Origin of the sequence: Dyella sp. LX-66, assembly GCF_018599165.1 — a bacterium.
GTDB classification, from domain to species: Bacteria; Pseudomonadota; Gammaproteobacteria; order Xanthomonadales; family Rhodanobacteraceae; genus Dyella_D; species Dyella_D marensis.
Window position 1 is genome coordinate 297,026 of record NZ_JAHFVJ010000005.1, and the last position, 24,088, is coordinate 321,113.

Below are 24,088 nucleotides of genomic sequence, written 5' to 3' on the forward strand. Positions count from 1 at the left end.
AGTTGTGGATGGAGTGCGCCGCTCAGGCGCCTGTCAGCTGCGCGCTCTTGTCGGCGATGCGCTGGAGCAGTTCCTTCCATGACTTGACGAGCGAGGCCGCGCCCTCCTGCTGCAGCTGCTGCGCGAGCGCGTCGATATCGACGCCGGCCTCGGCAAAGCGCGCCAGCACCTGCTCCGCATCGCCGCCGTCGGTGGGCATCGCGCCACCCACCGCGCCGTGGTCCGCGAAGGCGAGCAAGGTCTTGTCAGGCATGGTGTCGATGGTGTCGGGCGCCGCCAATGCCTCGACGTACAAGGTGTCGGAGGCCTTCGGATCCTTGGTGCCGGTGCTGGCCCACAACAGCCGCTGCGGACGAGCGCCGGCCTCGGCCAGCGCCTGCCAGCGCTTCGACGCCAGCTGTTGCCGGTAGGCCTGGTACACGCGGCCGCCGATGGCGATGCCAAGCCGGTTGCGCAGTTCCTCCGGCACCTTGTCCTTCACCGCCACGTCCCAGCGGCTGACGAACAGCGAGGCGACCGAACTCACGCGCGGATCCAGTCCGGCCTCCAGGCGGCGCTCGATGCCGCGCATATAGGCCTGCGCCACCGCGACGTACTGTTCGCGGGAAAACAGCAGAGTCACATTGATCGGCACGCCGGCATAAATCGATTCCTCGATCGCCGGCACACCCTCCGGCGTGCCGGGAATCTTTACGTAGAGATTCGGGCGCTGCGCCTTGTCGTGAATGTCCCTGGCGGAACGGATGCTGCCCTCGGTGTCCGCAGCCAGCAGCGGCGATACCTCCATCGACACCCAGCCATCGATCTGCTGGCTCGCCTTGAAGGCCGGGCGGAACAGATCGGCGGCGCGGCGCAGATCGTCCAGCGCCAGTTCGATGAACAAGTCCTCGCCAGCCAGGCCCGCGCGCGCCTTCGCGCGGATGTCGTTGTCGTAGGCGCGGCCTTCGCCGATGGCGGCGTTGAAGATGCTGGGGTTGGACGTAAGCCCGGTGATCGACAACTCGTCGATATAGCGGCGCAAAGTGCCGTCGTCGAGCATGTCGCGGGTGATGTTGTCCAACCAGAGGCTCTGGCCGAGCTGGCGCAATTGCTGGATGGGTTTCATGGTCGGCCTCGAAGGGATTTGCACGAGATCAACATGGCTGCGTGGTCTCCGCTTGCGGATCGCGCCAGCCGCCGTCGGGTTCGGTCAATGCGTCAGCCGCAGCCGGTCCCCAGCTGCCGGGCGCGTACTCATGCACGGGTGCGGCATGGCCCAGGATGGGCTCGACCACGGCCCAGGCGGCTTCCACGCAGGCGTCGCTGGTGAATTGCGCGGCGTCGCCGCGCAGCGCGTCGCCGAGCAGGCGCTGATAGGGCTGTTCCTCGTTCGGCGACTGATGCCGCGCCACCAGCTCCGCCGGTTCGCCGCGCATGGCTTCGCCGGCCTGCTTCACCCGCGTGCCCGCCGAGATCACCACCTCGGGACTCAGGCGGAAGCGGAAATAATTCGACTGCAACGGCGAGGCAGCATCGAACACGGCCAGCGGCGGCCGCTTCAAGGTGACGACGACTTCGCAACTGGTGATGGGCAGGCGCTTGCCGGTGCGGATATAGAACGGCACGCCGGACCAGCGCCAGGTATCGATGTGCAGGCGCAAGGCCGCATAGGTTTCCACCTGCGAATCCGGCGCCACGCCCTCGATTTCGCGATAGCCGGCGAACTGCCCGCGCACCACCTCGCGCGGCTCCAGCGGCCGCATGGCCTGGAACAGGCGCAGCTTCTCGGCACGCGTGGCTTCGGGTTCGCGCCCGACCGGCGCTTCCATCGCCAGCAGCGCGGTGACCTGCAGCAGATGGTTCTGCACCACGTCGCGCACGGCGCCCGCTTCGTCGTAGAAATGGCCGCGGCCCTGGATGCCGAAACTCTCGGCCATGGTGATCTGCACGTGCTCGACGTAGTTGCGCGACCACACCGGTTCCAGAAAGGTATTGGCAAAGCGGAAATACAGCAGGTTCTGCACCGCTTCCTTGCCCAGGTAGTGGTCGATGCGGAAGATGTTCGATTCGGGAAAGACCTCGTGCAGCGTGCGGTTCAGCCGGCGGGCCGAGGCGAGATCCCGGCCGAACGGCTTCTCCACCACGATCCTGGCGTTCTGCGCGCAGCCCGAGGCGGACAGGCCCTGCACTACCGTGCCAAACAAGCTGGGCGGAATGGCCAGGTAATGCAGCGGGCATTGCGCGCTGCCCAGGGCCTGCTTCAGGCGCTTGAAGGTATCCGGGTCGCCATAGTCGCCATCGACGTACTGCAGGCGCGCCGAGAGTTTCTGGAACGCGGCTTCGTCGATGCCGCCGTGCTCCTGCAGGCTGCTGCGGGCGCGTTCGCGCAGCTGCTCCAGGCCCAGGCTGGCCTGCCCCATGCCGCCATGCGCCACGCCGATCACCGGCATCTCCAGCTCGCCTACGCGGCTGAGCGCCTGCAATGCCGGGAACACCATCTTGTAGGCGAGATCGCCCGTCGCGCCGAAAAAGACGAATGCATCGGACCGCGCTTCGCTCATAAGGCGTCGACTCCTCGGCATGGCGCTCCAGCCGCGATTCCGGCCAGGGCAAAGCTGGACTGTGCTGCAGCGGCCGTTAAATCCAGGCATGCAAGGCGCCCACGCCATGCATGCGTGCAGGCTTCGCGCACGCTTCACGGCAATGCGCGGGGTCACGAAGGCGTAGCAGAGGCGATACATGCTTCATGCGTTGAACGGGCGTGGCAAAAGAAATGCCAACCGCGTCAACCAGGAAACACTGTGTCACCCGAGAAGCGCTGTGACTTCCGCGCCGGTGGCGATAAGCTTGCCGCCTTTGCGGAGCACACCACCGCTGCCGCAAAGACCTCTGCATCCATCCACGGAGTCCAAGCCATGACCAACAAGATCGTTACCAAAGACGGAGTCGAGATTTTCTACAAGGACTGGGGCAAGGGTCAGCCCATCGTCTTCAGCCATGGCTGGCCGCTGTCCTCGGACGACTGGGACGCCCAGATGCTGTTCTTCCTGGATCACGGCTACCGCGTGATCGCGCACGACCGCCGCGGCCACGGCCGTTCCACCCAGACCGATACCGGCAACGACATGGAGCATTACGCCGCCGATCTGGCCGCCCTCACCGAGGCGCTGGACCTGCGCGACGCCATCCATATCGGCCACTCCACCGGCGGTGGCGAAGTGGCGGCCTACGTGGCGCGCCACGGCCAGAAGCGCACGGCCAAGATCGTTCTGATCGGCGCGGTGCCGCCGATCATGGTGAAGAACGCCAATAACCCCGGCGGCACGCCGCTCGAAGTGTTCGACGATTTCCGCAAGCAGCTGGTGGCCAACCGCGCGCAATTCTTCCTCGATATTCCCGCCGGCCCGTTCTACGGCTTCAACCGTCCGGGCGCCAAGGTCTCCGAAGGCATCGTGCGCAACTGGTGGCGCCAGGGCATGATGGGCGGCACCAAGGCCCATTACGACTGCATCAAGGCCTTCTCGGAAACGGATTTCACCGAAGACCTGAAGAAGATCGAACAGCCCGCTCTGGTGCTACACGGCGACGACGACCAGGTGGTGCCGTACCAGGATGCCGGCGTGCTGTCGGCGAAGCTCCTGAAGAACGCCACCTTGAAGATCTATCCCGGTTTTCCGCATGGGATGGCGACGACGCATGCGGATGTCATCAATAACGACATCCTGAGTTTCATCAAGGCTTGATGTGCCGTTGGCGGCCTCGTGGAAGCACGAGGCCGCCTGTCCCTGATGGCACGTTGTCCACCGGCATGATCCCCTTCGAACTGCCTCTCTGACTGCTCAGTAAAGCGCCGCCAGCACGATACCCGCCGGCACGACCACCAACACCGCCGCCAGCAAGGAACGGCGTCGGGCGCCGGCGAACGATCGCCCCGATAACCACAGCGCGCCCATAAGACACGCGATGCCAAGCAGCAGGACGGTCGTGGAAATGTCGTGCTGTCTTTTGATGACGGACTCCGGCACCGTCGGTGCCGGGTCGCCGAACTGCGACATGACGCCATACCAGGCCAGCAGCCAGCCAAGCACCATCAGCGCTAAAGCCGTATTGGCGGATCGCCCCATACCCGTCCCCCCTCCTGGATAGCTGTTCCGGTCCGTCGCCTCAAGCCTGCCAGCTGCCTTCTATGCGACCGCTTTACGGCCCAGCCCGAACACGTAGTACAGCACCGTCAACGACACCAGCCACAGCGGCCCCACCACCAGGGCCACGCGCGTGTCGGGGAAATAAGCCATCAAGCCGACCACCAGCACCAGAAACGCCAGCGCCAGATACGAGGCATACGGAAAGAACGGCATGCGGAACACCAGCTGCTCGCGTGCCGCGTCGCTCAGGCTGTGGCGGTACTTCATCTGCGTGATCAGCACGATGCCCCAGGTCCAGATCGCGCCGAACGTCGCCGCCGAGGTGACCCATACGAACACCTTCGCCGGCACCAGGTAATTGAGCAGCACGCCCAGCAGCAAGGCGATCAGCGAAACCAGGATCGCCCGGTTCGGAATGCCGCTGCCCGACGTCACGGCAAACGTGCGCGGCGCCTGCCCCTGCTGGGCCAGGTTGTAGAGCATGCGGCCGGTGCTGTAGATGCCGCCATTGCAGGACGACAGCGCCGCGGTCAGCACCACGAAGTTGATGATGCCGGCGGCCGACTTGATGCCCAGCCGCTCGAAGGTCATCACGAACGGGCTGCCTTGCGTGCTCAGCTCGTTCCACGGATAGATCGACAGGATCACGAACAGCGCGCCGACATAGAAGATCAGGATGCGCCAGAACACCGAGTTGATCGCATCCGGAATGGACTTCTTCGGATTGTCCGCCTCGCCCGCGGTGAGGCCGATCATCTCCACGCCCAGATACGCAAACATCACCATCTGCAAGGCCATCAGCATGCCCTTGGCGCCGTTGGGCATGAAGCCGCCGTGCGTCCACAGGTTGCTGATGCCGGTCGGCACGCCCTGGTTGCCAAGCCCGAACACGATCATGGCGCCGCCGCCGAGAATCATGAGCACGATGGTCACCACCTTGATCATGGCGAACCAGAATTCGAACTCGCCATAGGCCTTGACCGCGGCAAGATTGACCGCGCCCATGGTCACCAGCGCCGCCAGCGCCCAGATCCACTGCGGCACGTCCGGGAACCACACGCCCATATAGACGCCCACCGCCGTGATTTCCGCGATGCAGGTCATCAGCCACATGAACCAGTAATTCCAGCCGGTGAGATAACCCGGCAGCGGCCCTAGATAATCCTGGGCATAACGGCTGAAGGAACCGGCCACCGGATTCTGCACGGCCATTTCGCCGAGCGCGCGCATGATGATGAAGATCGCCAGGCCGCCGATGACATAGGAAAGCAGGATGGCCGGACCGGCCAGCCTGATCGCATTGGCGGAGCCGAGAAACAGGCCTACACCGATGGCCGAGCCCAGCGCCATCAGGCGGATATGGCGCTCCTGAAGGCCGCGTTGCAGCGAGTCGTTGGTTTGCATGGAGAGTCCGTTAGAAGGGCGGTAGGTCTTTGCTGTTTACTGCCTGCGAACTACTTATGGTCCCGGCGGAAGAGCTCCCACTCTTCGATCCGCTCACCGCTGGGCAAGATGCAATAACCCACTTCGCCACCGTCCTTGTCTTTGGCGATCTCCAGCTTGCCGCCGAGTTGCTGGCAGTAGACGGAGGCGGGGTTGGCCATCTGCGCCGCACGTGGCGGAGTTGCTGGTTCCGGTTGCGAGGCGCATGCGGCAAGCAGGCCGGCGAGAGTCGCGAGAATGAGCAGCTTCATGGCCCGACGCCCCTGGGAGGATGGTTGGCGGAGTCTACGGCGGTGAGGCTTGGCGGAACACCCTTGGCGTGTATCCGTGGCCTCATGCTCCCGACCTGACCTCCGAATCCGGCCATGCGAGCTGCCACATGACTGGAGCCGGGAAATAAGCATCGAAATGAAGCTTGGCTTCGCCAGCCAGCGAGGTATGGAACCTTTGCGCCCGACTCAGGACATCCTCGCCCCGCCCCATCCGCCAGAACATATCCGATGGCTCGATATCCGGATGCGCCAGCCACGGCGGCGCCTGAAACGGTACCGGCCATGGCGCCAGCTCCGCTCGAACCTGTTCGAGCAACTCCCCAAGCCGATTCCTGCCGCTGCCGTCGCCGCCATCGGCCCAATACCGATCGTTCTTCGTATGTTCGACCAGCGCGGCACTCCCCGTAGAAGCCAGTGCCGCGGCAAGTGCAGGATGCTGCTCGAACTTTGCGCGCAACGCTTTCAGCATCACGCCATCGCGCAACACATTCCAATCCGGCCTGAAAGAACGATGGCGCTCACGCCCCAGCTGCGCGGCCAGGAACGGCGTCTTGGCATCGGCCACGGCATCGACGTCGGCTGCGTCGGAGAATTTGGCCGCCTGGAAGAAATGCTCCGTCGTCGGCCAGACGCGGCCCTCGATAAGAACCGAGTGCCTGGAGAAGTTGGAAAAACAGCCGTACGGCTTGTCCGTTTCGTAGAAAAATATGTCGATCATCGATGCTCTCGCCTGCCCCTCTTGCACTGGCGGAACTAACGCCTGACATCCCATCGATTGAAGCTTTGCCCGCCAAGGGCCTTGCCTCATCGCTTAGCCTCTGGTCTCCCCGACCATTTGCCTGCCGAGGCTTCAGGCAAGCTGAATCACCCCAGCGTACGCACCCGAAAATTACGCCCCTTGATCTTGCCGGCGCCCAGACGCTCCAGCGCCTTGCTCGCCAGGGATCGACTTATAGCGACGTACGCCCGGGTGGCAAACACATCGATCTTGCCGACGTCGTCCGCCTTGAGGCCCGCATCTCCGGTAAGCGCGCCGAGAATATCGCCAGGACGAAGCTTGTCCTGCCGGCCCGCATCGATCACCAGCGTTTTCATCGGCGCCAGGTTCAAGGTCTTGCCGCGCGGAGCCGACAGTTTGAGCTGTTGCCACGGCAGCGGCTGGCCCAGGACCTGCTCGATATTGTCGGCCTTCGGCTTCTCGCGCGGCGTGCACAGCGTGATCGCCAGGCCGGTCTGCCCTGCCCGCCCCGTGCGGCCGATGCGGTGAGTATGCGTGTCCGGATCGTGCGCGATGTCATAGCTCACCACCAGCGGCAAGGCAGTGATGTCGAGTCCGCGTGCGGCCACGTCGGTGGCCACCAGCACCGCGCAACTGCGATTGGCGAATTGCACGAGCACTTCGTCGCGGTCGCGCTGTTCCATGTCGCCGTGCAGGGCGAGTGCGGAGAAACCGCGCTGGTCCAGCTCCAAGGCCACGGCATCGACATCGCGGCGCATATTGCAGAACACCAGCGCATGCTGGCCGCGTTCGCCGGTAAGCAGTTGCGCGAGCGCATCGAGCTTGCGCGCAGGATCGACCTCGACGAAGCGCTGCTCGATGGCGGGCTTGGTATCGGCCGGCGCCTCCACCGTGATCTCCACCGGATCGCGCTGCAGGCGCCGGCTCACCTCGCGGATGTCTTCCGGATAAGTGGCGGAGAACAGCAGCGTCTGATGGTGCTTGGCGATGCGCCCGACGATGTCGTCGATGGCCTCGCTGAAGCCCATGTCCAGCATGCGGTCCGCCTCGTCCAGCACCAGCACCTGGATGCCGCCGCCATGCAGGCTGCCGCGCTTGAGGTGTTCCTGCACGCGACCGGGCGTGCCGACCACGATGTGCGGATCGTGCGTGAGCGAAGCCAGCTGCGGCCCCAGCGGCATGCCGCCGCACAGGGTCAGCAGCTTGACGTTGGGAATGTTGGCGGCGAGCTTGCGGATGGACTTGCTGACCTGGTCGGCCAGCTCGCGTGTCGGGCACAGCACCAGCGCCTGCAGCCGGATCGTCTCCACGCTCAGCGACTGCAGCAGGCTGAGGCCGAAGGCGGCGGTCTTGCCGCTGCCGGTCTGCGCCTGGGCGATCACGTCGCGCCCCTCCAGCATGGGCGGCAGGCTCTGCGCCTGGATCGGGGTCATCTCGTCGTAGCCCAGCGCCTGGACGCTGGCGAGCAAGGCGGGCTTGAGGGGGAGCGTGGTAAAGGCGGTCATGCGGCATGATCGCACGGGCAGCCGCATAAGACATGTCCTAGCGCCGGGAAACTCCTCTGTCAGCGAACTCCCGACTTACGTAGGGGAACGCCTTTTTTATGTAGGCCCGCCCAGAGAAGCCCGCGAAATTTGCAAAACTTGCGGACGAAGCGATATTGATCGCTGTATATCGATGCTATACAGTACGCATCGATCGTCCATCCGTGATCGCCAGACTATCGACATGGCGGAATGAGGCCCAGAAACCTCATGCACGGGCTCAACCAGTCTCTGGGGCAGGCAGATGATCAGGAGCTTTCGCCATAAGGGCGTAAGGAAATTCTATGAGACCGGCTCGATCGCAGGCATCCAGGCTCATCACCGATCGCGCCTGCGCATCTTGCTTACAGCGCTGGATGCAGCCATCGCGCCCTCCGACATGGGGGCGCCAGGCTGGGAGCTTCACCCGCTGAAAGGCGAGCTCGCAGGGCTTTGGTCGGTCAAGGTCAATGGCAACTGGCGGCTGACCTTCGCCTTCGAAGGCAAGAACGCCATCCTGGTGGACTATCAGGACTATCACTGAGGAAACATCATGTCCCGCATGCACAATCCCGCCCACCCCGGCGAAGTACTGCGCGAATACCTCGGCGATCTTTCGGTCACGGAAGCGGCGGAGCGCCTTGGCATCACGCGAGTGTCCCTCTCCCGCATCCTCAATGGCCGCAACGGCATCTCCGCCGACATGGCCTTGCGCCTGGAAGCGGCGCTCGGCACCAGCGCGGAAATGTGGACGACGATGCAGGCTCAGTTCGACCTGTGGGAGGCGCGGCGGAAGAAGCGTCCGAAGATCGTGCCGTTTCCGCCGGCGGCTGCCTGAGCGGCTGGCGGCGTCGCCGTCATCTCTCCGGCCAATACCACGCCGGCTCGTCCAGCTCCCTCAAGCCCACCACCCGCGTCTGACTCAGGTTCTTCTCCAGCGCCACTACGTTGCAACCCGGCGCGTCCTCCAGCGCCGCGATCAAGCGCCCCGCGTGCGACACCACCCATACCTGGCTGCGCTTCGAAGCCTGCACGATCAGCCTCGCCAAGGCCGGCAGCAGATCCGGATGCAGGCTGGTCTCCGGCTCGTTCAGAACCATCAGCGGAGGCGGCCTGGGGGTGTGCAGTGCGGCGATCCAGAGCAGGTAGCGCAGCGTGCCGTCGGAGAGTTCGGCGGCGGAGAGCGGGCGCAGCAGGCCGTGCTGGGAGAACAGCAGATTGAAGCGGCCGCCGCGGGTCTCGACATGGACGGAGCCGCCCGGAAAGGCATCTTCCACCGCCGCGGCCAGCGCCCGCGTATCGCCGATCTCGACGATGGTCTGCCAGGCCGCCGCGAGATCGCCACCGTCGTGGCTGAGCACCGGCGTGCGCGTGCCCAAGGGAGTCATGCGTGCGGGAGCGTCGCGGTCGGAACGGAAATGGTCGTAGAAGCGCCATTGGCGGATCCTCTCGCGCATCACCATGGCTTCGGGGGCACGCTCGCCGTCCGCCAGCTGGGTGAACAGGCTCTCGAATACGTTCAGATGTTCGGCCATCACGCGCCAGTTGCGGCCCTCCTTGGTCCGGGCCAGAGCGCCGCGGCGATCGATCAGTACGTTGGCCGGACGCAGGAAAGGACCGGCCCAGATCGCTTCGCGCTTGATCTGCGGATCGAATTGGAAAGCCGTCGGAAAATCGGATGGCGGTGGCAAGCCCAGGTCAATGGCGTAACCGAAATCGTCGCCGGCAAAACCCAGCTTGAGCGCCACCGGCTCCTGCCGCGGCAGCCCCTGGATCGGTATCTCGCCAGTGATCATGCGGCGCGTGATCTTCTCCGGCCCCGCCCACAAGGTGGACGACAAACCACCTTCGCGCGCCAACGCACTCACCACGCCGCCGTGCGCGGTTTCCGCCAGCAAACGCAGGGCGCGGTAGAGGTTGGACTTGCCGCTGCCGTTGGCACCGGTGATGAGGTTGAGCTGGCCGAGCGGGATGGTGAGCGAGCGCAGGGAGCGGTAGCTGGCGACGGCCAGGGTGTTGATCATGGGGTGCGTCCAGGCAAGGGCCGCTTTAGCGGGATGCCCTGGATCGTCCGTGGCCTACGGCTCAAACATTGAGACCGGCATTATCCAAATGCTTGAGATCTATCGCCCCGTCTTCTGCAGTTCGCTGGCAAAGGGATTGAAAACGACAAAATGAGGTGAGTTCGAGAAAACGGGCAGCTTGTCCGCAAGATGCTCGTGGCTAAATGCAGGCCCCATGCTTTCCATGCGCCCGGCGGCCGCGGTGAGGAAGGAGGCTATCTGCCGCAGTTCCTCGGGGCCGGCGACCAGCGTGATTTCCGCCAGATCCATCGGCTCTATGAGTTCGGGCGGCAATTCCCGATCGGCATATCCGTAAATCTTCATGGCATTCCTTCATTCCAGACCATCATTTCAAGCTTCGCTGCGCTTGGTCGTCTTACGAGTATCCGAAGCCGCTAACTGCTTAAGGTAAGCACAGAACATGTCGGACATGGCATCCGCATACGCCGTGATCTCCCCTGCAGTGCGCGGACTCTCCGAAAACTCCTTCCCCACCGCACTCATCGTCGCCTTCACCAGCTCTGCCGCCAATTCCCGCCTAGCCTTAGGCGCCTTAGGCAACACCTCCCGCATAAACGCCTGCATCGCTTTCTCCCCAGAAGCCTTCACCTCCTTCGCCTCCGGCGCATCGCGATAAAGCGGCGCGGCGTCGCTCAGCGCCACGCGCATCGCGGCCTCTTCGCATTCGGAGCGGATAAAGGCGTGGATCAGGGCGCGCAAGCGATCGAGCGGCGCCCTGCTCTTGTCCTGCAATATCTGATGCAGCAAGCCCGTGGTCTGCTGCCATTCGTCGCTCTGCAGACGGAACAGGATCGCCGCCTTGTTCGGGAAATACTGGTAAAGCGAGCCGATGCTGACACCTGCCTTCTCGGCCACCCGCGCGGTGGTGAACCGGTGGGCGCCCTCCTTCGCCAAAACCTGAGCAGCCGCTTCGAGAATGGCGGCGACCAGCTCGTTCGAGCGGGCCTGTTTTGGCTGTTTTCGCGAGGAAATCCTGGGGTTCTTGGGTTCGCTCATGGCCGCTCCGGCAATGCGAATAGGAAAACTGACGAATTACTCGCATTCTAATCCGACCCCGCAACACCCATGCAAGTACCGGAGAAAACCATATGACTACCCTTGCCACTGCCCCGCTCGCGCCGCTGCTGGAAGACCTCTTCGCGCAGTCCCAGGCGAACAGCCCGAACTGGTCCGATTTCCCGCGCGAGGAACTGAACCGGCTGATGCACAGCAAGACCGAGTATCGCGATCTTTATGAGCGCATGAAGGACTTGTGGCTCCCCGTGTCGCGTGAAACGGCGCAGCTGCTCTACATGCTGGTGCGCAGCAGCCGCGCAAAGACCATCGTCGAATTCGGCACCTCGTTCGGCATTTCCACCCTGCATATGGCCGCGGCCCTGCGCGACAACGGCGGCGGCCGCCTGATCACCACCGAGTTCGAACCGGCCAAGGTGGCCCGGGCGCGCGAGCACCTGAAAGCCGGTGGCGTGATCGACCTGGTGGAGATCCGCGAAGGCGACGCGCTGAAGACGCTGAGCACCGACCTGCCCGATGCCATCGACCTCGTGCTGCTCGATGGCGCCAAGGCGCTCTATCCGGAAGTACTCGCCCTGCTGGAAAGCCGCCTGCGCCCCGGCGCCCTGGTGGTGGCGGACAACGCCGACTACAGCCCGGAATACCTGGAACGCGTGCGCGCCCCGGCCAGCGGATACATGTCGGTGCCGTTCGCAGAAGACGTCGAGCTGTCGATGCGGTTCGGCTGATGGAGCACTGACCGGCCTTGAACATGCCGGCCTTGAACAGGGCCGCGGAGGACAACGATGAGCAACAGTCTGCTGCTGCATATCCTTGCTCTGGCGGAACGGGTCGAGCCCGACCGCGAGGCGATCTGGGAGTGGTTCTTTCGAACGCCCATTTCGCCTTACGGGAGGACGGCTTATGAGCTGGGAACAGACGACCGGGGAGATGCGGTGATCGCCTTCCTCGAACATATCCTTGGCGATGACCGCCTGAAATAACCCGGCGCACCGACAGCCGCACTGGCCGTAAGCGTTTCACGTCAGGCAACGCACCCATTTCACCGATCGGCATCGACGCAGCAGGCCTGTCGGTCGACCCAACGCCTGGAACACCCATGACTTCCACTTCCGCGCGCGACCCCGTACAGGGCCGCCTCCTTCTGCTGACCGCGATTCTGTTTATTTCCTATCTGTGCATCGGCATCTCCCTGCCCATCGTGCCGGTCTACGTCACCACCAGGCTGCAACTCGGCAATGCCTGGGCCGGCCTTGGCATCGGCATCGCATTCTTCGCCACCATTGCCACGCGCGGCTACGCCGGCGGCATCTCGGATCGCCGCGGCGCCAAGCTCGCGGTGGGACGCGGCCTGGCCTTCTATATGGCCGGCGCGCTGGTTTCGCTGATCGCGGACTTCTTTCTGCCGTCGGCGTGGATGGTTTATACATGCCTGCTCGCGGGACGATTGCTGGTCGGGCTGGGCGAAAGCCTGGTCGGTGTAGGCATCGTGGCCTGGGGCATCGGCATCGCCGGCCCTGCCCGCTCCGGCCGCGTCCTCGCCCTGATCGGCGCGGCCATCTACGGTGCGCTGGCGGTGGGCGGCCCGATCGGCGTGGCGCTGCTCGGCCACCTCGGCTTTGCCGGCGCCATGGCGATCAGCGCCGTGCTGCCATGCCTGGGATGGCTGACCATCGCATTCATCGCCGGTGTACCGGCGCACCCGGATAGCGCGCGCCCGTCGTTCCTCAGCGTGCTAAGCAGGATCTGGCTGCACGGTTCCATCGTCTGCCTGCAAGGCATCGGCTTTGCCGCCATCGGCGCGTTTTTCACGCTGTACTTTCTCGACCGGCAATGGAGCTACGCCGGACTTGGACTGACGGCCTTCGGCACCGGCTTCGTGCTGATGCGCGTGTGCTTCGGCCATCTGCCGGACCGCATGGGCGGCCTGCGCGTGGCGATCGGCTCGCTGGCCATCGAAGCCGTCGGCCAGGTCTTGATCTGGAGCGCGCACGATCCGGCGCTCGCTTTCGTCGGCGCCTTCCTCACCGGACTGGGCTGTTCGATGATCTTTCCGGCCATGGGGCGCGAAGTGGTGCAGCTGGTGGAACCGCAGCTGCGCGGCACGGCCCTGGGCGGTTTTGCGGCATTCCAGGATGTTGCTTACGGCCTCACCGGCCCCTTGGCCGGATTATTGGCCGACCGGGCGGGATACGGCAGCGTGTTCCTGATCGGCGGCGTGGCGGCAGGCATCGGTCTGCTGATCGCGGCAAGTCTTCGCCGGGCACGCGCCATCGTGCTGGAAAGATGACAAAAGCCATCGCGCCGCGCTGGCCATTCGGTGGATACCGCGCCCCGCCGGCAGCGGGCTAGCATCGGTGCGTTTCGCGCCACGCCAAGGAGTGCACCGATGCCACGAAACCTCCGCCTCGCCGGCCTCGCCCTCGCGGCGCTCGCCTCCACGCCATGCATGGCGCAGCACGACCACCGCTCCATGGTGCCGAACGGTTGCCAGCCGCTAGGCACGCACAAGGTGGGCGACACCGGTTGCTATATCGTCGCGCAGGAGTCGATGGCCGATCCTCCCGCCGGGCCGCTCTACTGGCATCTCGATACCTTCGCCAATGCCAGGGCGGCGCGCACGGCGCGCGGCAGGAACGGCAGCGTGATCGAAGCATTTGGGCAGGTGTGGCTGCTGACCATCGCCGAGGAAAGCTGGCGCCCGGAAGGCGGCAGGCACGTCGCCACGATCGGCCCGTTCACGCCGCAGACCGATGGCGTGCAGACGGCGACTTATATGGTCGCCACCACCGACGCCAATATGGATTCACCGCCGCATACCCATCCTGGCCCGGAAGTCTTCTATGTCGTCGAAGGCGCGCAATGCCTGGAAACGCCGGACGGCACGCAGACCCTGCAGGCGGGCGAAGGCAGCGCCGTAGCCGGCGGCGTGCCGATGAAGCTCTATGGCACCGGAGATACCGCGCGTCGTGCGCTGGTGCTGGTGCTGCACGACGCCGCGCAGCCCGTGGTGATTCGCAACCCGCCGTGGAAACCCAAGGATCTGTGCCTGGAGCAAACTGGAAGAACGCCGGGCAGCGCGATCAGCCAACCGGAATATCAATCCGCTCGATGAATTTCCGCCGCGGAAACCACTTCACTCCCGCATCGCGCAGCTTCGCGGCCAGCTTGGGCATGGCCTCCAGCGTGGCGGGAATGGCCTGGTAGACATTGGTCGCCGCGGTTTCCCAGCGTGCGAAATGCATGTCGCCCAGCGCCTGCTTGAACTGCTCCATGGTGATCGGCTTGCCCATGATGCCGGCGCGGGCCGCCATGGGATGCACGATCTCGAACAGCAGGTCGTTGCGGATATTGAGATGCAGAATGCAATCGTCGTAGCGGCGCTGCACGGCTTCCACCTGCACGATCAGGTGGGCATCGCCGCGCTCCACCAGAAAGGTCAGGTCTTCCGCGCGCTGGCGCGCATGGCTGCTGGGCGGATTGGGAAACGCGCGCAGGTTGGAAATCTGATGCCAGGTGTCCTTGCCCTTGGTCAGCTCGGCCTGCACGGTGGAGAGGTAATGCGCCTGCGATACCAGCACCAGGATGGCGCGGTTGATCGCGCCGGCACGCAGTTCCTCGCGCCGCACGGCTTCGTTGATGCCCTGGTATTTGAAGGCGAGGATCGCGCCGAGCAGCGTGCCCACGAAGGGGAACGTCCAGGTCGCCAGGTCCTTGGGCGCGACGGCTTCCGTGTAGAACGCCACGGCCACCAGCAGCCCTACGAACAGCAAGGCAAGCAGCGCGAGCAGCCCACCACCTACGCCAGACAGTCTCATGGGATCACCCTTCGGTCACCAGTCCGGTCCCCCTGGTCGATCGACGATGTTCGCACAGCATAGTGTGAAGGCACCGGCGGGCCGGCTCTCGACGGCAGCCGAAGGGGGCTGCCGTTCAGCCAATCGGCGTTGCGCTTATTTGCCGCCGTTTTCGATGCTGTGGTGGTCGTAGCTGACCACGCGCGTCAGCTGCCATTGGCCCTTCTGGTAGCGCCAGATATGGAGGAACTTGCCCTCACCCTGGCAGGTCTTGCCGCCGATCTGGCAGAAGCGGTGCGTGCCGGTCTCGATCGCACCGTAGTCCTTGATCGGATACACCTCCAGCGTGCCGACCAGCTCACGCCGCACCTTGTGGCAGATATTGCGGCGGGTGGCTTCGACCACCGGTTCGCGGCCGAGCATCAGGCCGCCGTTGTCGTGATAGAACTCGATGTCGGCGCTGAAGAAATCGCCGAAGGTCTTCAGGTCGCAGCTGTTGTAGGCATCGAAGACCTTCTTATCCAGTTCGTTGACGGTGCGCACCAGCGCATCGCCTTGCGGAATGGCGGCAGGCGTCGCTGCGTGGACAACGCCGCCAACGAACAGCGGGACCAGCCAAAGGGCGAGACGGCGCGAGTCGAACATGGAAGGCTCCTGGTCGGCGGTTGGCAACCGCGCTGCGGTCGGCCCCTGAAGCCTAAGCCTTCAGGAGCCCACGCACAGCATGCCTGATGGCATCCCGCTTCAGCCCTGCAGTTCGGCCAGCCGGCGGCGCAGTTCCTCGTTCTCCGCGGTCAGCTCGGCCACGCGCTGCCGCAGCATCAGCAGCTCTTCGCGCTCTTCCATCTCCGCGGGCTCGGCGGCGGCCTCGCCTTCTTCCTGCTCTTTTTTGCGCGGCTTGCGCTTCGACTCGCGCACCCGCTTGGCCGCTTCCTTCAATTCCTTCCCACCCGCCTCCGCCGCCGCGCGCTGCTCCTCGGCCGGCAGGCTGGCCACCGCGGCGGCGGCATTGATCGACAGCACGCCGGACTTCACCGCGGCCACCACTTCCTCGGTGGCCTGCTTCTGGATCTTCTCGATCAGGCCGACCTGGCTGTGGCTGAGGCGCGCCTCACGGGCGAGGTCTTCGCGGCTGGGCACGGGCTCGGGCGAGGCCACCGGCGTTTCCGCGGCGACCGCTTCGGCGAGTGCTTCGGGCGCAGCATCGACCTCAAAAGGCGGCGTCTCGTCTTCGGCTTCCTTTACCCGCCCACGCCGCGCCGCCAGGATCTCGCGCTTGCGCAGCGCCAGTACGCCGCGCTGGAACGGCGACACGCTGCGCCGGCCCAGGTGCTGCTCGATCATCCACAGGTGCACGTCCTCCATCGACTGGAAGCGCGTGTTCTGGATGGTCTGGAACGGCAGGTCGTGCTTGCGGCAGACGCTGTAGCGGTGATGGCCGTCGACCAGGGTGTCGCCCCACAGCACCAGCGCGTCGCGGCAACCCTCGGCCAGGATGCTGCGCTCCAGCGCCTCGTACTCGTCGGGCGTCATGGGGTCGATATAGGCCTTGAGTTCCTCGTTGACGACCAGGTCTGCCATCGCTTGTCTTCCGGAAGGGCAAAGGGTGCGCATTGTAGAGAGGGCGAGGCGCCAGCGCTGCCTTGACGCGGGGCGGCATTTGTCCACCGCTTTTTGCCAACCGGGCGCAAGTGGCGGCGGCCGGCTTCCAGGCCGTGGCCGCGCCGCGCTATCGTGCGCGGCGGAGTACCCTCGATCTCCCCACAACACGCTCATCCGGGAAGCCAGCCCATGGCCAGCAATCACCCGCATCTCTCCGCGCCCAGCCGCGAGCAGGCCCTGCACGCGCTGTACGAGGCGGCGGAGCTCGAACACTGCCTGATGTGCACCTATCTGTACGCCGCCTTCTCGCTGAAGACCTCGGTGGACGAAGGACTGACGCCGGCGCAGCTGGAAGCCGTGATGCGCTGGCGGCGCGCCATCCTGCAGGTGGCGACGGAGGAGATGGGCCACCTGGTGGCGGTGTGGAACATCACGGTTGCGCTGGGCGGCGCGCCGCGCATCGGCCGCTTCAACTTCCCGCTGGACCCCGGCATCTTGCCGGCCGGCGTGGTGGTGAAGCTGGCGCCGTTCAATGTGGCCACGCTGCAGCATTTCATTTACCTGGAACGCCCCGCCGGTTCGGACGAACCGGATGGCGAGGGCTTTACCTCGGACCGCAGCTTCGTGCGCGGCGCCGACGGCCCGCGGCTCACGCCGATGGGCGTGGACTACGACACCGTGGGCCAGTTCTACGAAAAGCTCGGCGAAGGCCTGCGCCGCATGGTCGACACCTATGGCGAAGCCGGCGCGCTGTGCGGCACGCCGGAGTTGCAGCTGACCGACGCGGACGCCAACCTGCCCGGTTGCAAGCGCGTGATCTGCCTGAAGACGGCGCTGGCCGCGTTCGATGCCATCGTCACCCAGGGCGAAGGCGCGCTGGAGAACGTCGAAGACTCGCATTACCGGAAGTTCGCCGCGATCCGCAAGGAATACCAGGCGCTGCTGGCCGACGATCCCCATTTCACTCCCGCCTTCCCCGCCGCCACCAATCCGGTGATGCGCCGGCCGCCGCGTCCCGAGGGCCGCGTGTGGATCGAGGATGCGCGCGCCATCGCCACGGTCGATCTGGCCAATGCCGCGTACGGGCTGATGCTGCGGCTGCTCGGTTATGCGTATGCGGTGCCGTCGCCGGATCCGGACAAGGCCTTGTCGGTGGACCTGGCCGTGGGCCTGATGCGGGCGATCGCGCCGCTGGCCGAACGCGCGGCGCGCCTGCCGGCGGGGCCGTCGAATCCGCAGTGCCATGCGGGGCTGTCGTTTATCGCGTTGCGTGATGCGTCGGCGTTTCCGCCGGGGCCGGGCGCACGGCGTTTCTTCGTCGAGCGGCTGCAGCAGTTGACGGAAGCGGCGCTGCGCTTGAACGAGCAAGGCGATGCGCGCACGGCAGCGGCGGCGGCGTTGCTGCAGCGACTGACGCAGAGCGCGACGCAGGGTTTCGAGCTGGACCGCGCGGCGAGCACCGCGAGCGCACCTGCTCCCGCCGTCGCCGCTCCGCCGGCGCCGTCCACGCCGTCGACCGTCGAAGACGGCATCGAACGCGTCGAGGGCGAGAAGCTCACGCTGCTGTTCGAAACCAAGCGCTGCATCCATGCCCGCTTCTGCGTCACCGGCGCACCCACCGTCTTTCTCGCCAACGTGCAGGGGCCATGGATCCATCCGGACACCATGGACGTGGAACGCCTCGCCGACATCGCCCACGCCTGCCCTTCCGGTGCGATCCAGTACCACCGCCGCGATGGCCGCCCCGATGAAACCGCGCCACCGGTGAACCTGGCCGGCACGCGCGAAGCCGGACCGTATGCGTTCCGCGGCGAGCTGTATCTGAACGGCGTGCCGGCCGGTTATCGCGCCACGCTATGCCGCTGCGGCGCGTCGAAGAACAAGCCGTTCTGCGATGGCTCGCATCACGATGTCGGCTTCACGGCCAGCGGCGAACCGCCGACCGGCAAGGCCACCGACATGCTGGCGGTGCGCAACGGGCCGCTGCATGTGGAGCCGCAGCCGAATGGGCCGTTGAAGGTGCGCGGGAACCTGGAGATCGTCAGCGGCACCGGGCGGATGGTGGCACGGGTGACCAGTGCGTTTCTGTGCCGGTGCGGCGGGAGCAAGAACAAGCCGTTTTGCGATGGGACGCATGCAACTATCGGGTTTGTGGCGGATTGATGGGGCAGGCTCCGGCCGCCAGAGCCGTCATTCCGGCGTAGGCCGGGGTCCTTTTTGCGGTATCGCTTGGTTTTCGCGGTATCGCGAATGGGCCGCTTATGCAGCGGGCATTTCGGACGCCTGCCCTTTGCTCGTCATTCCGGCGTAGGCCGGAATCCAGTGACTGCGTCGCTCGGTTGTCGCGGTACCGCGAATGGGCCGCTTATGCAGCGGGCATTTCGGACGCCTGCCCTTTGCTCGTCATTCCGGCGTAGGCCGGAATCCAGTGACTGCGTCGCTCGGTTGTCGCGGTACCGCGAATGGGCCGCTTATGCAGCGGGCATTCCGGACGCCTGCCGGCGCCCGGGTTACTTTCTCTTTGCTGGCTCAAAGAGAAAGTAACCAAAGAGAAATAGCCTCAGAGCAAAGGCTCGCGACGCGACTAGAAGGAGCGGTGGACGGCTGCGGTAGCCTGATTAACCTGGGTCTACACGAAGCGGGAGTGCGGTTTCGTGACGCGTGCTTCAACGTGCCGTGGCGAAGAGGACGTTCAAGGACCGAGGCCAGCTTTTGCTCTTCGCTCCTGCATGCGACACCACCGCACTTCTCCCTCTCCCCTCCGGGGAGAGGGTCGGGGTGAGGGGTCGGGCGGAGCGTGGCGTTGGATCTCACCTCGACCTGATCTGTAAGTCTTCGCCGATCTTCAGGCCTTTGCGGGTGAGGTATGGCAGATCTTCAGCTCCGCCCGGCCCCTCACCCTGCCCTCTCCCCGGAGGGGAGAGGGGTGAAGTCGTGAGGCAGACAGGAACGAAGAGCCAAAGCTGGCCTCGGTCCTTGAACATCCTCTCGGCAACGGCACGTTGAAGCACGCGTTACGCAAACGCACTGTCGTTTCGTGTCGACTCTGGTTAATCCGTTGCCGCGGCCGCCATCGCTCCTTCTAGTCGCGTCGCGAGCCGTTGCTCTCAGGCCATTTCTTTTGGGTTACTTTTTCTTTGGGCCAGCAAAGAAAAAGTGACTCGGGCGCCGGCAGGCGCACGAAATGCCCGCTGCATAAGCGGCCCAATCGCGGCCACGCAAAAACCAAGCAAAAAACAACGAGTCAAGGCGACTCGTCGAGATCCAACGACTTCGCCAGAACAGCGGCCTGCGTCCGCGAACGACAATCCAATTTCTTCAACACCGCGGTCACGTGAATCTTCACCGTGTTCTCAGCCAACCCAAGCTGATCCGCAATCTGCTTGTTAAGCAGGCCCTCGGCCAACAACATCAACACCCGTAACTGTTGCGGCGTCAACTGCGCCAACCGCGCCGCCAGCGCCGCGTCATCCTCGCTGCGCTCCGCCTTCGCGGCGGGAAACCAGCTCCCGCCCGCGAGCACCTCATGCACCGCGCTGCCCAGCGCACCGACCGGCGCGGACTTCGACACGAAGCCGGCCGCGCCGAACTGCTGCGCCCGCCGCACCGTCCGCGGATGGTCGTTGGACGAAATCACGATCACCGGCACTTCGGGCCGCTCGCCGCGCAACAGCACCAGCGAGGAAAAGCCCATCGCGCCGGGCATGGCCAGGTCCAGCAGGACGAGGTCGATCACCGGCTCCTCGGCCAGCGCCGCCTCGACGGCGCTCTGGCTCGCCACCTCGAGCATCCGGCCGTCGGGCAGCGCCTCGCGCAGTGCGTGCAGCACCGCGGCGCGGAACATCGGGTGATCGTCGGCGACAAGAATGGTTTGCACGGTGGACCCCGTCGGATCGGCCGCGCCCGGCCGGGCGCAACCGGGAAGTGTTTTAGCAGAGGCCTGCCGCCACGGCTATCGGAAGGCTTGACCCTTACGTAACGTAAGGCCCCAGTGTGCGGCCCGCACCGAAGGAGAACTCCATGCTGCTGACCGTTGGCGAACTTGCGCGGCGTTGCGGGCTTACCGTCCGCACCCTGCACCACTACGACGCCATCGGCCTGCTCAAGCCTTCGGTGCGTTCCGCTGCCGGTTATCGACTCTACGATCGGGCCAATATCGAACGCCTGCACCGTATCCGCGCCCTGCACCAGCTGGGCCTGTCGCTGGCCGCCATCGGAGACGCCCTGTCCGGGCCGCAGGCGCCGCTGGCCGAGCTGATCGACCGCCAGCTCGCGCAGATCGAGCGTGAACTGGCGCGTGCCGAACGCCTGCGCGAAAAACTCATGCACCTGCGCACGCAGGTGGCCGCCGGACAGCCCCCCGACCTGGCCGAATGGCTGGACACGCTGGAGCTGATGACGATGTACGAGAACTACTTCACCCACGAGGAAATCAAGCAACTGCCGCTGCTGCACGACGCCGACGTGCGCGCGGAATGGGGCGCCATGGTCACTGCGGTCAAGGCCGCGCTGGAACGCGGCGTCGGCCCGGAAGCGCCGGAGGCGCAGATTCTCGCGCTGCGCTGGATGCGCACGCTGTACCGCGACACCGGCGGCAATCCCGACTTCCTGGTGCGCCTCAACCGCATGCACGACAGCGAGGCCGGCTCGTGGGAAGCGATGGGCGTAAGCCCGGCCGTGCGCAGCTTCGTCGAGCAGGGCTTCATCGAAGGGCGGCTGGCCATCTATCAGCGCTATCTCAAGCCGGAGGAATTCGCCTTCATGCGCGCGCACTACGGCGAAACCTTCCACGAGTGGCCCGCGCTGCTGGTCGCCCTGCGCAAGGCCATGGAGCGCGGCGTGCCGCCCCAGGAAAGCGAAGCACGCGAACTCGGCGCACGCTGGGCCATGCTGTTCCGCCGCTACGCCGGCGACGATCCGGCCACCCACGAACGCATCCGCGAAGCCCATGCGAACGAACCGGAGCTCACCGAAAGCTCGTGGTCCGACGAGGCGCTGATCGGCTATGTGAGGAGCATCCTGGCCGTGCTGCCGGCCACGCCGCGCCAGCATTGAGACGGCCATACACGACAAGGGCGGCACCTGGCCGCCCTTGTCCTTGCCACGCTGTGCGTGCGCTTACTTCTTGGCGAACAGGTGCTCGACCGCGGCGCGCTCTTCGCGCAGTTCCTTGTCGGTCGCTTCCATGCGGGCGCGCGAGAAGTCGTTGATCGCCAGGCCCTGCACGATCTCGTACTTGCCGTTCTTCACCGTCACCGGATAGCCGTAGATCACGCCCGGGGCGATGCCGTACGAGCCGTCGGACGGGATGCCCATCGAGACCCAGTCGCCGTCCACGGTGCCCAGCGCCCAGTCGCGCATATGGTCGATCGCGGCCGAGGCGGCCGAGGCAGCCGACGAAGCGCCGCGCGCCTTGATGATCGCCGCGCCGCGCTGCTGCACGGTCGGGATGAAGTCGGTCTCGTACCAGTTCTGGTCGACCTGCTCGAGCGCGGCCTTGCCCTTCACCGAAGCCTGGTGCAGGTCCGGGTACTGGGTGGAGCTGTGGTTGCCCCAGATGGTGACCTTCTTGATGTCGGTGGTGTGCGCGCCGGTCTTCTCGGCCAGCTGCGACAGGGCGCGGTTGTGGTCCAGGCGCACCATGGCGGTGAAGCACTTCGGATCGAGGTCCGGGGCGTTCTGCTGGGCGATCAGCGCATTGGTGTTGGCCGGGTTGCCGACCACCAGCACGCGCACGTCGCGCTTGGCGTGGTCGTTCAGGGCCTTGCCCTGCGGGCCGAAGATGGCGCCGTTGGCTTCCAGCAGGTCCTTGCGCTCCATGCCCGGGCCGCGCGGACGCGCGCCGACCAGCAGGGCGTAGTCCACGTCCTTGAAGGCCACGTTGACGTCGTCGGTGGCCACGATGCCGGCCAGGGTCGGGAAGGCGCAGTCGTTCAGTTCCATCACCACGCCCTGCAGCGACGGCAGCGCCGGGGTGATTTCCAGCAGGTGCAGGATCACCGGCTGGTCCTTGCCGAGCATGTCGCCGGCGGCGATGCGGAACAGCAGGGCATAGCCGATCTGGCCGGCAGCGCCGGTAACGGCAACGCGAACGGGGGCTTTCATCACTTGCACTCCTTCATGGTCGGGTGGGCCATGCCCACCGAATGGTGTTGGCGGGCCCTGACGACCCACCGATACGGATGGATCAGCTCAGCTGCGCGAAGAAGGCCTGGATGCGTTCGAGGCCCGGCTTCAGCTGCGCCGTGGGACAGGTGTAGGAGATGCGCATCGCGCGCGGCTCGCCGAAGGCCGAACCCGGCACGCAGGCCACGCCGGTGGCTTCCAGCAGCACGGCGCAGAACTCCACGTCGTTGGAAATCTTGGTGCCGTTATGGCTCTTGCCGAAGGCCACGGAGATGTCCGGGAACGCATAGAACGCACCCTGCGGACGCGGGCACACCACGCCGGGGATGGCGCTCAGCGCCTCGAACACCACGTCGCGCTTGCCGGCGAATTCCTCGCACTTGGCGCGCGGCACGTCCTGCGGGCCGGCGAAGGCCGCCACGGCCGCGGCGGTGATCACTTCCGGCACGCTGGTGATGTGGTTGGAGTTGAGCGTGGTCACCGCCTTGGCCACCGACTCGGGGCCGGCGATCAGGCCGACGCGCCAGCCGGGCATGCCGTAGGTCTTGGACACCGAGTCGACGAACACCAGGCGGTCGCGCAGCTCCGGGCGCGCGAACACGAAGTTGTTGTAGCCCAACCCGTCGAACACCATCGAGTTGTAGATGTCGTCGGTGATGATCCAGGTGTCCGGATACTTCGCCAGCACGTCGGCCAGCGCGGCGATTTCCTCGCGCGTGTAGACCATGCCGGTGGGATTGGACGGGTTGTTGAACAGGAACACCTTCGGCTTGCGCTGCAGCGCGGCTTCGAGCTGCGCGGGCACCAGCTTGTAGTTCTGTTCCGCGCCGCAGTGCAGGACGTTGGCCTTGGCGCCGACGATGTCGGCGATGTCGTGGTAGGTGGTCCAGTACGGGGCGGCGAAGCAGATCTCCTCGCCCTCGTTCAACATCGCCTCGGCCAGGTTGTACAGCACCTGCTTGGCGCCGATGCCGATGGAGAGGTTGCTGCGGCCGTAGCCGCTGAAGCCCAGGGCCTCGATGTGCTGGAGGAAGGCATCCAGCAGCGCGTCGGCGCCGCGGTTGCTGCCGTACTGGCCGGAGTCGTGCTTGAGCGCTTCGCGCGCCGCCTCGTACACGTGCTCGCCGGGCAGGAAATTCGGCACGCCGATGGAGAAGCTGATGATGTCGCGGCCGGCAGCCTTGAGCTGCTTGGCCTTCTCGGCGATGACCATGATCGCGCTGGGCTTGGCGCGGCCGACACGCTGGGCTAGCTGGGGCATGACTTCCTCTGGTTCGGGGGGACGGAGGCAGCAAACTCGCGGATTTTAGCATGCGGCGCTGCCGCATCCGGTGTTGCCGCAAGTCCTTGCCGGCGCAGGAACT

25 protein-coding genes are annotated in these 24,088 nt (G+C 65.5%); 9 read left to right on the forward strand and 16 right to left on the reverse strand.

The features are described from left to right. Window positions 1-22: 22 nt before the first annotated feature. Window positions 23-1,105, reverse strand: a complete 1,083-nt coding sequence (gene tal / locus KK141_RS12100) for a transaldolase (RefSeq protein ID WP_214571806.1) — start codon at window positions 1,103-1,105, stop codon at window positions 23-25. Between the two features lie 28 nt (window positions 1,106-1,133). Beyond that, window positions 1,134-2,540, reverse strand: a complete 1,407-nt coding sequence (gene zwf, locus KK141_RS12105) for a glucose-6-phosphate dehydrogenase (protein WP_214571807.1) — start codon at window positions 2,538-2,540, stop codon at window positions 1,134-1,136. A gap of 354 nt (window positions 2,541-2,894) precedes the next feature. Between zwf and KK141_RS12110 the strand changes: the two genes are divergently transcribed. Further along, on the forward strand, window positions 2,895-3,722 hold the full coding sequence (locus KK141_RS12110; RefSeq protein WP_214571808.1) for an alpha/beta hydrolase: 828 nt from the start codon (window positions 2,895-2,897) through the stop codon (window positions 3,720-3,722). A gap of 96 nt (window positions 3,723-3,818) precedes the next feature. Here KK141_RS12110 and KK141_RS12115 read toward each other — a convergent pair whose 3' ends face one another. The 5 genes from KK141_RS12115 to dbpA all read right to left on the reverse strand — a co-directional run bounded on the left by KK141_RS12115 (window position 3,819) and on the right by dbpA (window position 8,083). After that, a complete protein-coding gene (locus tag KK141_RS12115; protein ID WP_214571809.1) occupies window positions 3,819-4,103 on the reverse strand; it encodes a hypothetical protein in 285 nt (94 codons plus the stop codon). Window positions 4,104-4,163: 60 nt separating this feature from the next. Then, on the reverse strand, window positions 4,164-5,528 hold the full coding sequence (locus tag KK141_RS12120; RefSeq protein WP_214571810.1) for an amino acid permease: 1,365 nt from the start codon (window positions 5,526-5,528) through the stop codon (window positions 4,164-4,166). 50 nt (window positions 5,529-5,578) lie between these two features. Beyond that, the gene (locus KK141_RS12125) at window positions 5,579-5,818 is read right to left on the reverse strand and encodes a DUF333 domain-containing protein (RefSeq protein ID WP_214571811.1); all 240 of its coding nucleotides are present in this window, start codon (window positions 5,816-5,818) and stop codon (window positions 5,579-5,581) included. Between the two features lie 82 nt (window positions 5,819-5,900). Continuing rightward, entirely contained in the window at window positions 5,901-6,557 is a 657-nt protein-coding gene (locus KK141_RS12130) for an NADAR family protein (protein WP_214571812.1), read from the reverse strand. Between the two features lie 146 nt (window positions 6,558-6,703). After that, window positions 6,704-8,083, reverse strand: coding sequence for an ATP-dependent RNA helicase DbpA (gene dbpA / locus KK141_RS12135; protein WP_214571813.1), 1,380 nt, complete (start codon window positions 8,081-8,083; stop codon window positions 6,704-6,706). A 283-nt stretch (window positions 8,084-8,366) separates the two neighbouring features. On the opposite strand from dbpA, the gene KK141_RS12140 reads away from it, so the two are divergent. After that, on the forward strand, window positions 8,367-8,645 hold the full coding sequence (locus KK141_RS12140; RefSeq protein WP_214571814.1) for a type II toxin-antitoxin system RelE/ParE family toxin: 279 nt from the start codon (window positions 8,367-8,369) through the stop codon (window positions 8,643-8,645). 9 nt (window positions 8,646-8,654) lie between these two features. After that, window positions 8,655-8,939, forward strand: coding sequence for a HigA family addiction module antitoxin (locus KK141_RS12145; RefSeq protein ID WP_214571815.1), 285 nt, complete (start codon window positions 8,655-8,657; stop codon window positions 8,937-8,939). A 19-nt stretch (window positions 8,940-8,958) separates the two neighbouring features. On the opposite strand, the gene KK141_RS12150 is transcribed toward KK141_RS12145, so the two are convergent. The 3 genes from KK141_RS12150 to KK141_RS12160 form a co-directional block, all read right to left on the reverse strand. Beyond that, the gene (locus KK141_RS12150) at window positions 8,959-10,125 is read right to left on the reverse strand and encodes an AAA family ATPase (RefSeq protein WP_214571816.1); all 1,167 of its coding nucleotides are present in this window, start codon (window positions 10,123-10,125) and stop codon (window positions 8,959-8,961) included. Between the two features lie 99 nt (window positions 10,126-10,224). Continuing rightward, on the reverse strand, window positions 10,225-10,488 hold the full coding sequence (locus KK141_RS12155; RefSeq protein WP_214571817.1) for a hypothetical protein: 264 nt from the start codon (window positions 10,486-10,488) through the stop codon (window positions 10,225-10,227). Between the two features lie 27 nt (window positions 10,489-10,515). Continuing rightward, on the reverse strand, window positions 10,516-11,181 hold the full coding sequence (locus KK141_RS12160) for a TetR family transcriptional regulator (protein ID WP_214571818.1): 666 nt from the start codon (window positions 11,179-11,181) through the stop codon (window positions 10,516-10,518). Window positions 11,182-11,273: 92 nt separating this feature from the next. On the opposite strand from KK141_RS12160, the gene KK141_RS12165 reads away from it, so the two are divergent. The 4 genes from KK141_RS12165 (at window position 11,274) to KK141_RS12180 (ending at window position 14,314) form a co-directional block, all read left to right on the forward strand. Then, window positions 11,274-11,927, forward strand: a complete 654-nt coding sequence (locus KK141_RS12165) for an O-methyltransferase (RefSeq protein ID WP_214571820.1) — start codon at window positions 11,274-11,276, stop codon at window positions 11,925-11,927. 57 nt (window positions 11,928-11,984) lie between these two features. Beyond that, window positions 11,985-12,182 carry a hypothetical protein gene (locus KK141_RS12170; protein ID WP_214571821.1) on the forward strand — a complete coding sequence of 66 codons (198 nt, stop codon included), beginning with the start codon at window positions 11,985-11,987 and terminating at the stop codon, window positions 12,180-12,182. A gap of 116 nt (window positions 12,183-12,298) precedes the next feature. Continuing rightward, window positions 12,299-13,489, forward strand: a complete 1,191-nt coding sequence (locus tag KK141_RS12175) for an arabinose transporter (protein WP_214571822.1) — start codon at window positions 12,299-12,301, stop codon at window positions 13,487-13,489. A 99-nt stretch (window positions 13,490-13,588) separates the two neighbouring features. Further along, on the forward strand, window positions 13,589-14,314 hold the full coding sequence (locus tag KK141_RS12180; RefSeq protein ID WP_214571824.1) for a cupin domain-containing protein: 726 nt from the start codon (window positions 13,589-13,591) through the stop codon (window positions 14,312-14,314). Here KK141_RS12180 and KK141_RS12185 read toward each other — a convergent pair. The 3 genes from KK141_RS12185 to KK141_RS12195 form a co-directional block, all read right to left on the reverse strand. Next, window positions 14,283-15,017 (reverse strand): hypothetical protein, encoded by a 735-nt coding sequence (locus tag KK141_RS12185; protein WP_214571825.1) that lies wholly within the window; start codon window positions 15,015-15,017, stop codon window positions 14,283-14,285. The genes KK141_RS12180 and KK141_RS12185 overlap by 32 nt on opposite strands. Before the next feature lie 135 nt (window positions 15,018-15,152). Next, a complete protein-coding gene (locus tag KK141_RS12190; RefSeq protein WP_214571826.1) occupies window positions 15,153-15,641 on the reverse strand; it encodes a nuclear transport factor 2 family protein in 489 nt (162 codons plus the stop codon). A gap of 99 nt (window positions 15,642-15,740) precedes the next feature. Next, window positions 15,741-16,577, reverse strand: a complete 837-nt coding sequence (locus tag KK141_RS12195; RefSeq protein WP_214571827.1) for a plasmid replication/partition related protein — start codon at window positions 16,575-16,577, stop codon at window positions 15,741-15,743. A 210-nt stretch (window positions 16,578-16,787) separates the two neighbouring features. Between KK141_RS12195 and KK141_RS12200 the strand changes: the two genes are divergently transcribed. Further along, window positions 16,788-18,761: a ferritin-like domain-containing protein gene (locus KK141_RS12200; RefSeq protein ID WP_214571828.1), complete on the forward strand. Its 1,974-nt coding sequence runs from the start codon at window positions 16,788-16,790 to the stop codon at window positions 18,759-18,761. A 1,081-nt stretch (window positions 18,762-19,842) separates the two neighbouring features. Here the strand turns inward: KK141_RS12200 and KK141_RS12205 are convergent. Beyond that, complete coding sequence (locus KK141_RS12205; RefSeq protein ID WP_345777614.1) at window positions 19,843-20,475, reverse strand: response regulator transcription factor; 633 nt, start codon at window positions 20,473-20,475, stop codon at window positions 19,843-19,845. A gap of 143 nt (window positions 20,476-20,618) precedes the next feature. On the opposite strand from KK141_RS12205, the gene KK141_RS12210 reads away from it, so the two are divergent. Beyond that, entirely contained in the window at window positions 20,619-21,653 is a 1,035-nt protein-coding gene (locus tag KK141_RS12210) for a MerR family transcriptional regulator (RefSeq protein ID WP_214572393.1), read from the forward strand. A gap of 63 nt (window positions 21,654-21,716) precedes the next feature. Here KK141_RS12210 and KK141_RS12215 read toward each other — a convergent pair whose 3' ends face one another. Then, window positions 21,717-22,703 (reverse strand): malate dehydrogenase, encoded by a 987-nt coding sequence (locus KK141_RS12215; RefSeq protein ID WP_168648502.1) that lies wholly within the window; start codon window positions 22,701-22,703, stop codon window positions 21,717-21,719. Window positions 22,704-22,785: 82 nt separating this feature from the next. After that, complete coding sequence (locus tag KK141_RS12220) at window positions 22,786-23,985, reverse strand: aminotransferase class I/II-fold pyridoxal phosphate-dependent enzyme (protein ID WP_214572394.1); 1,200 nt, start codon at window positions 23,983-23,985, stop codon at window positions 22,786-22,788. Window positions 23,986-24,088: the final 103 nt, after the last annotated feature.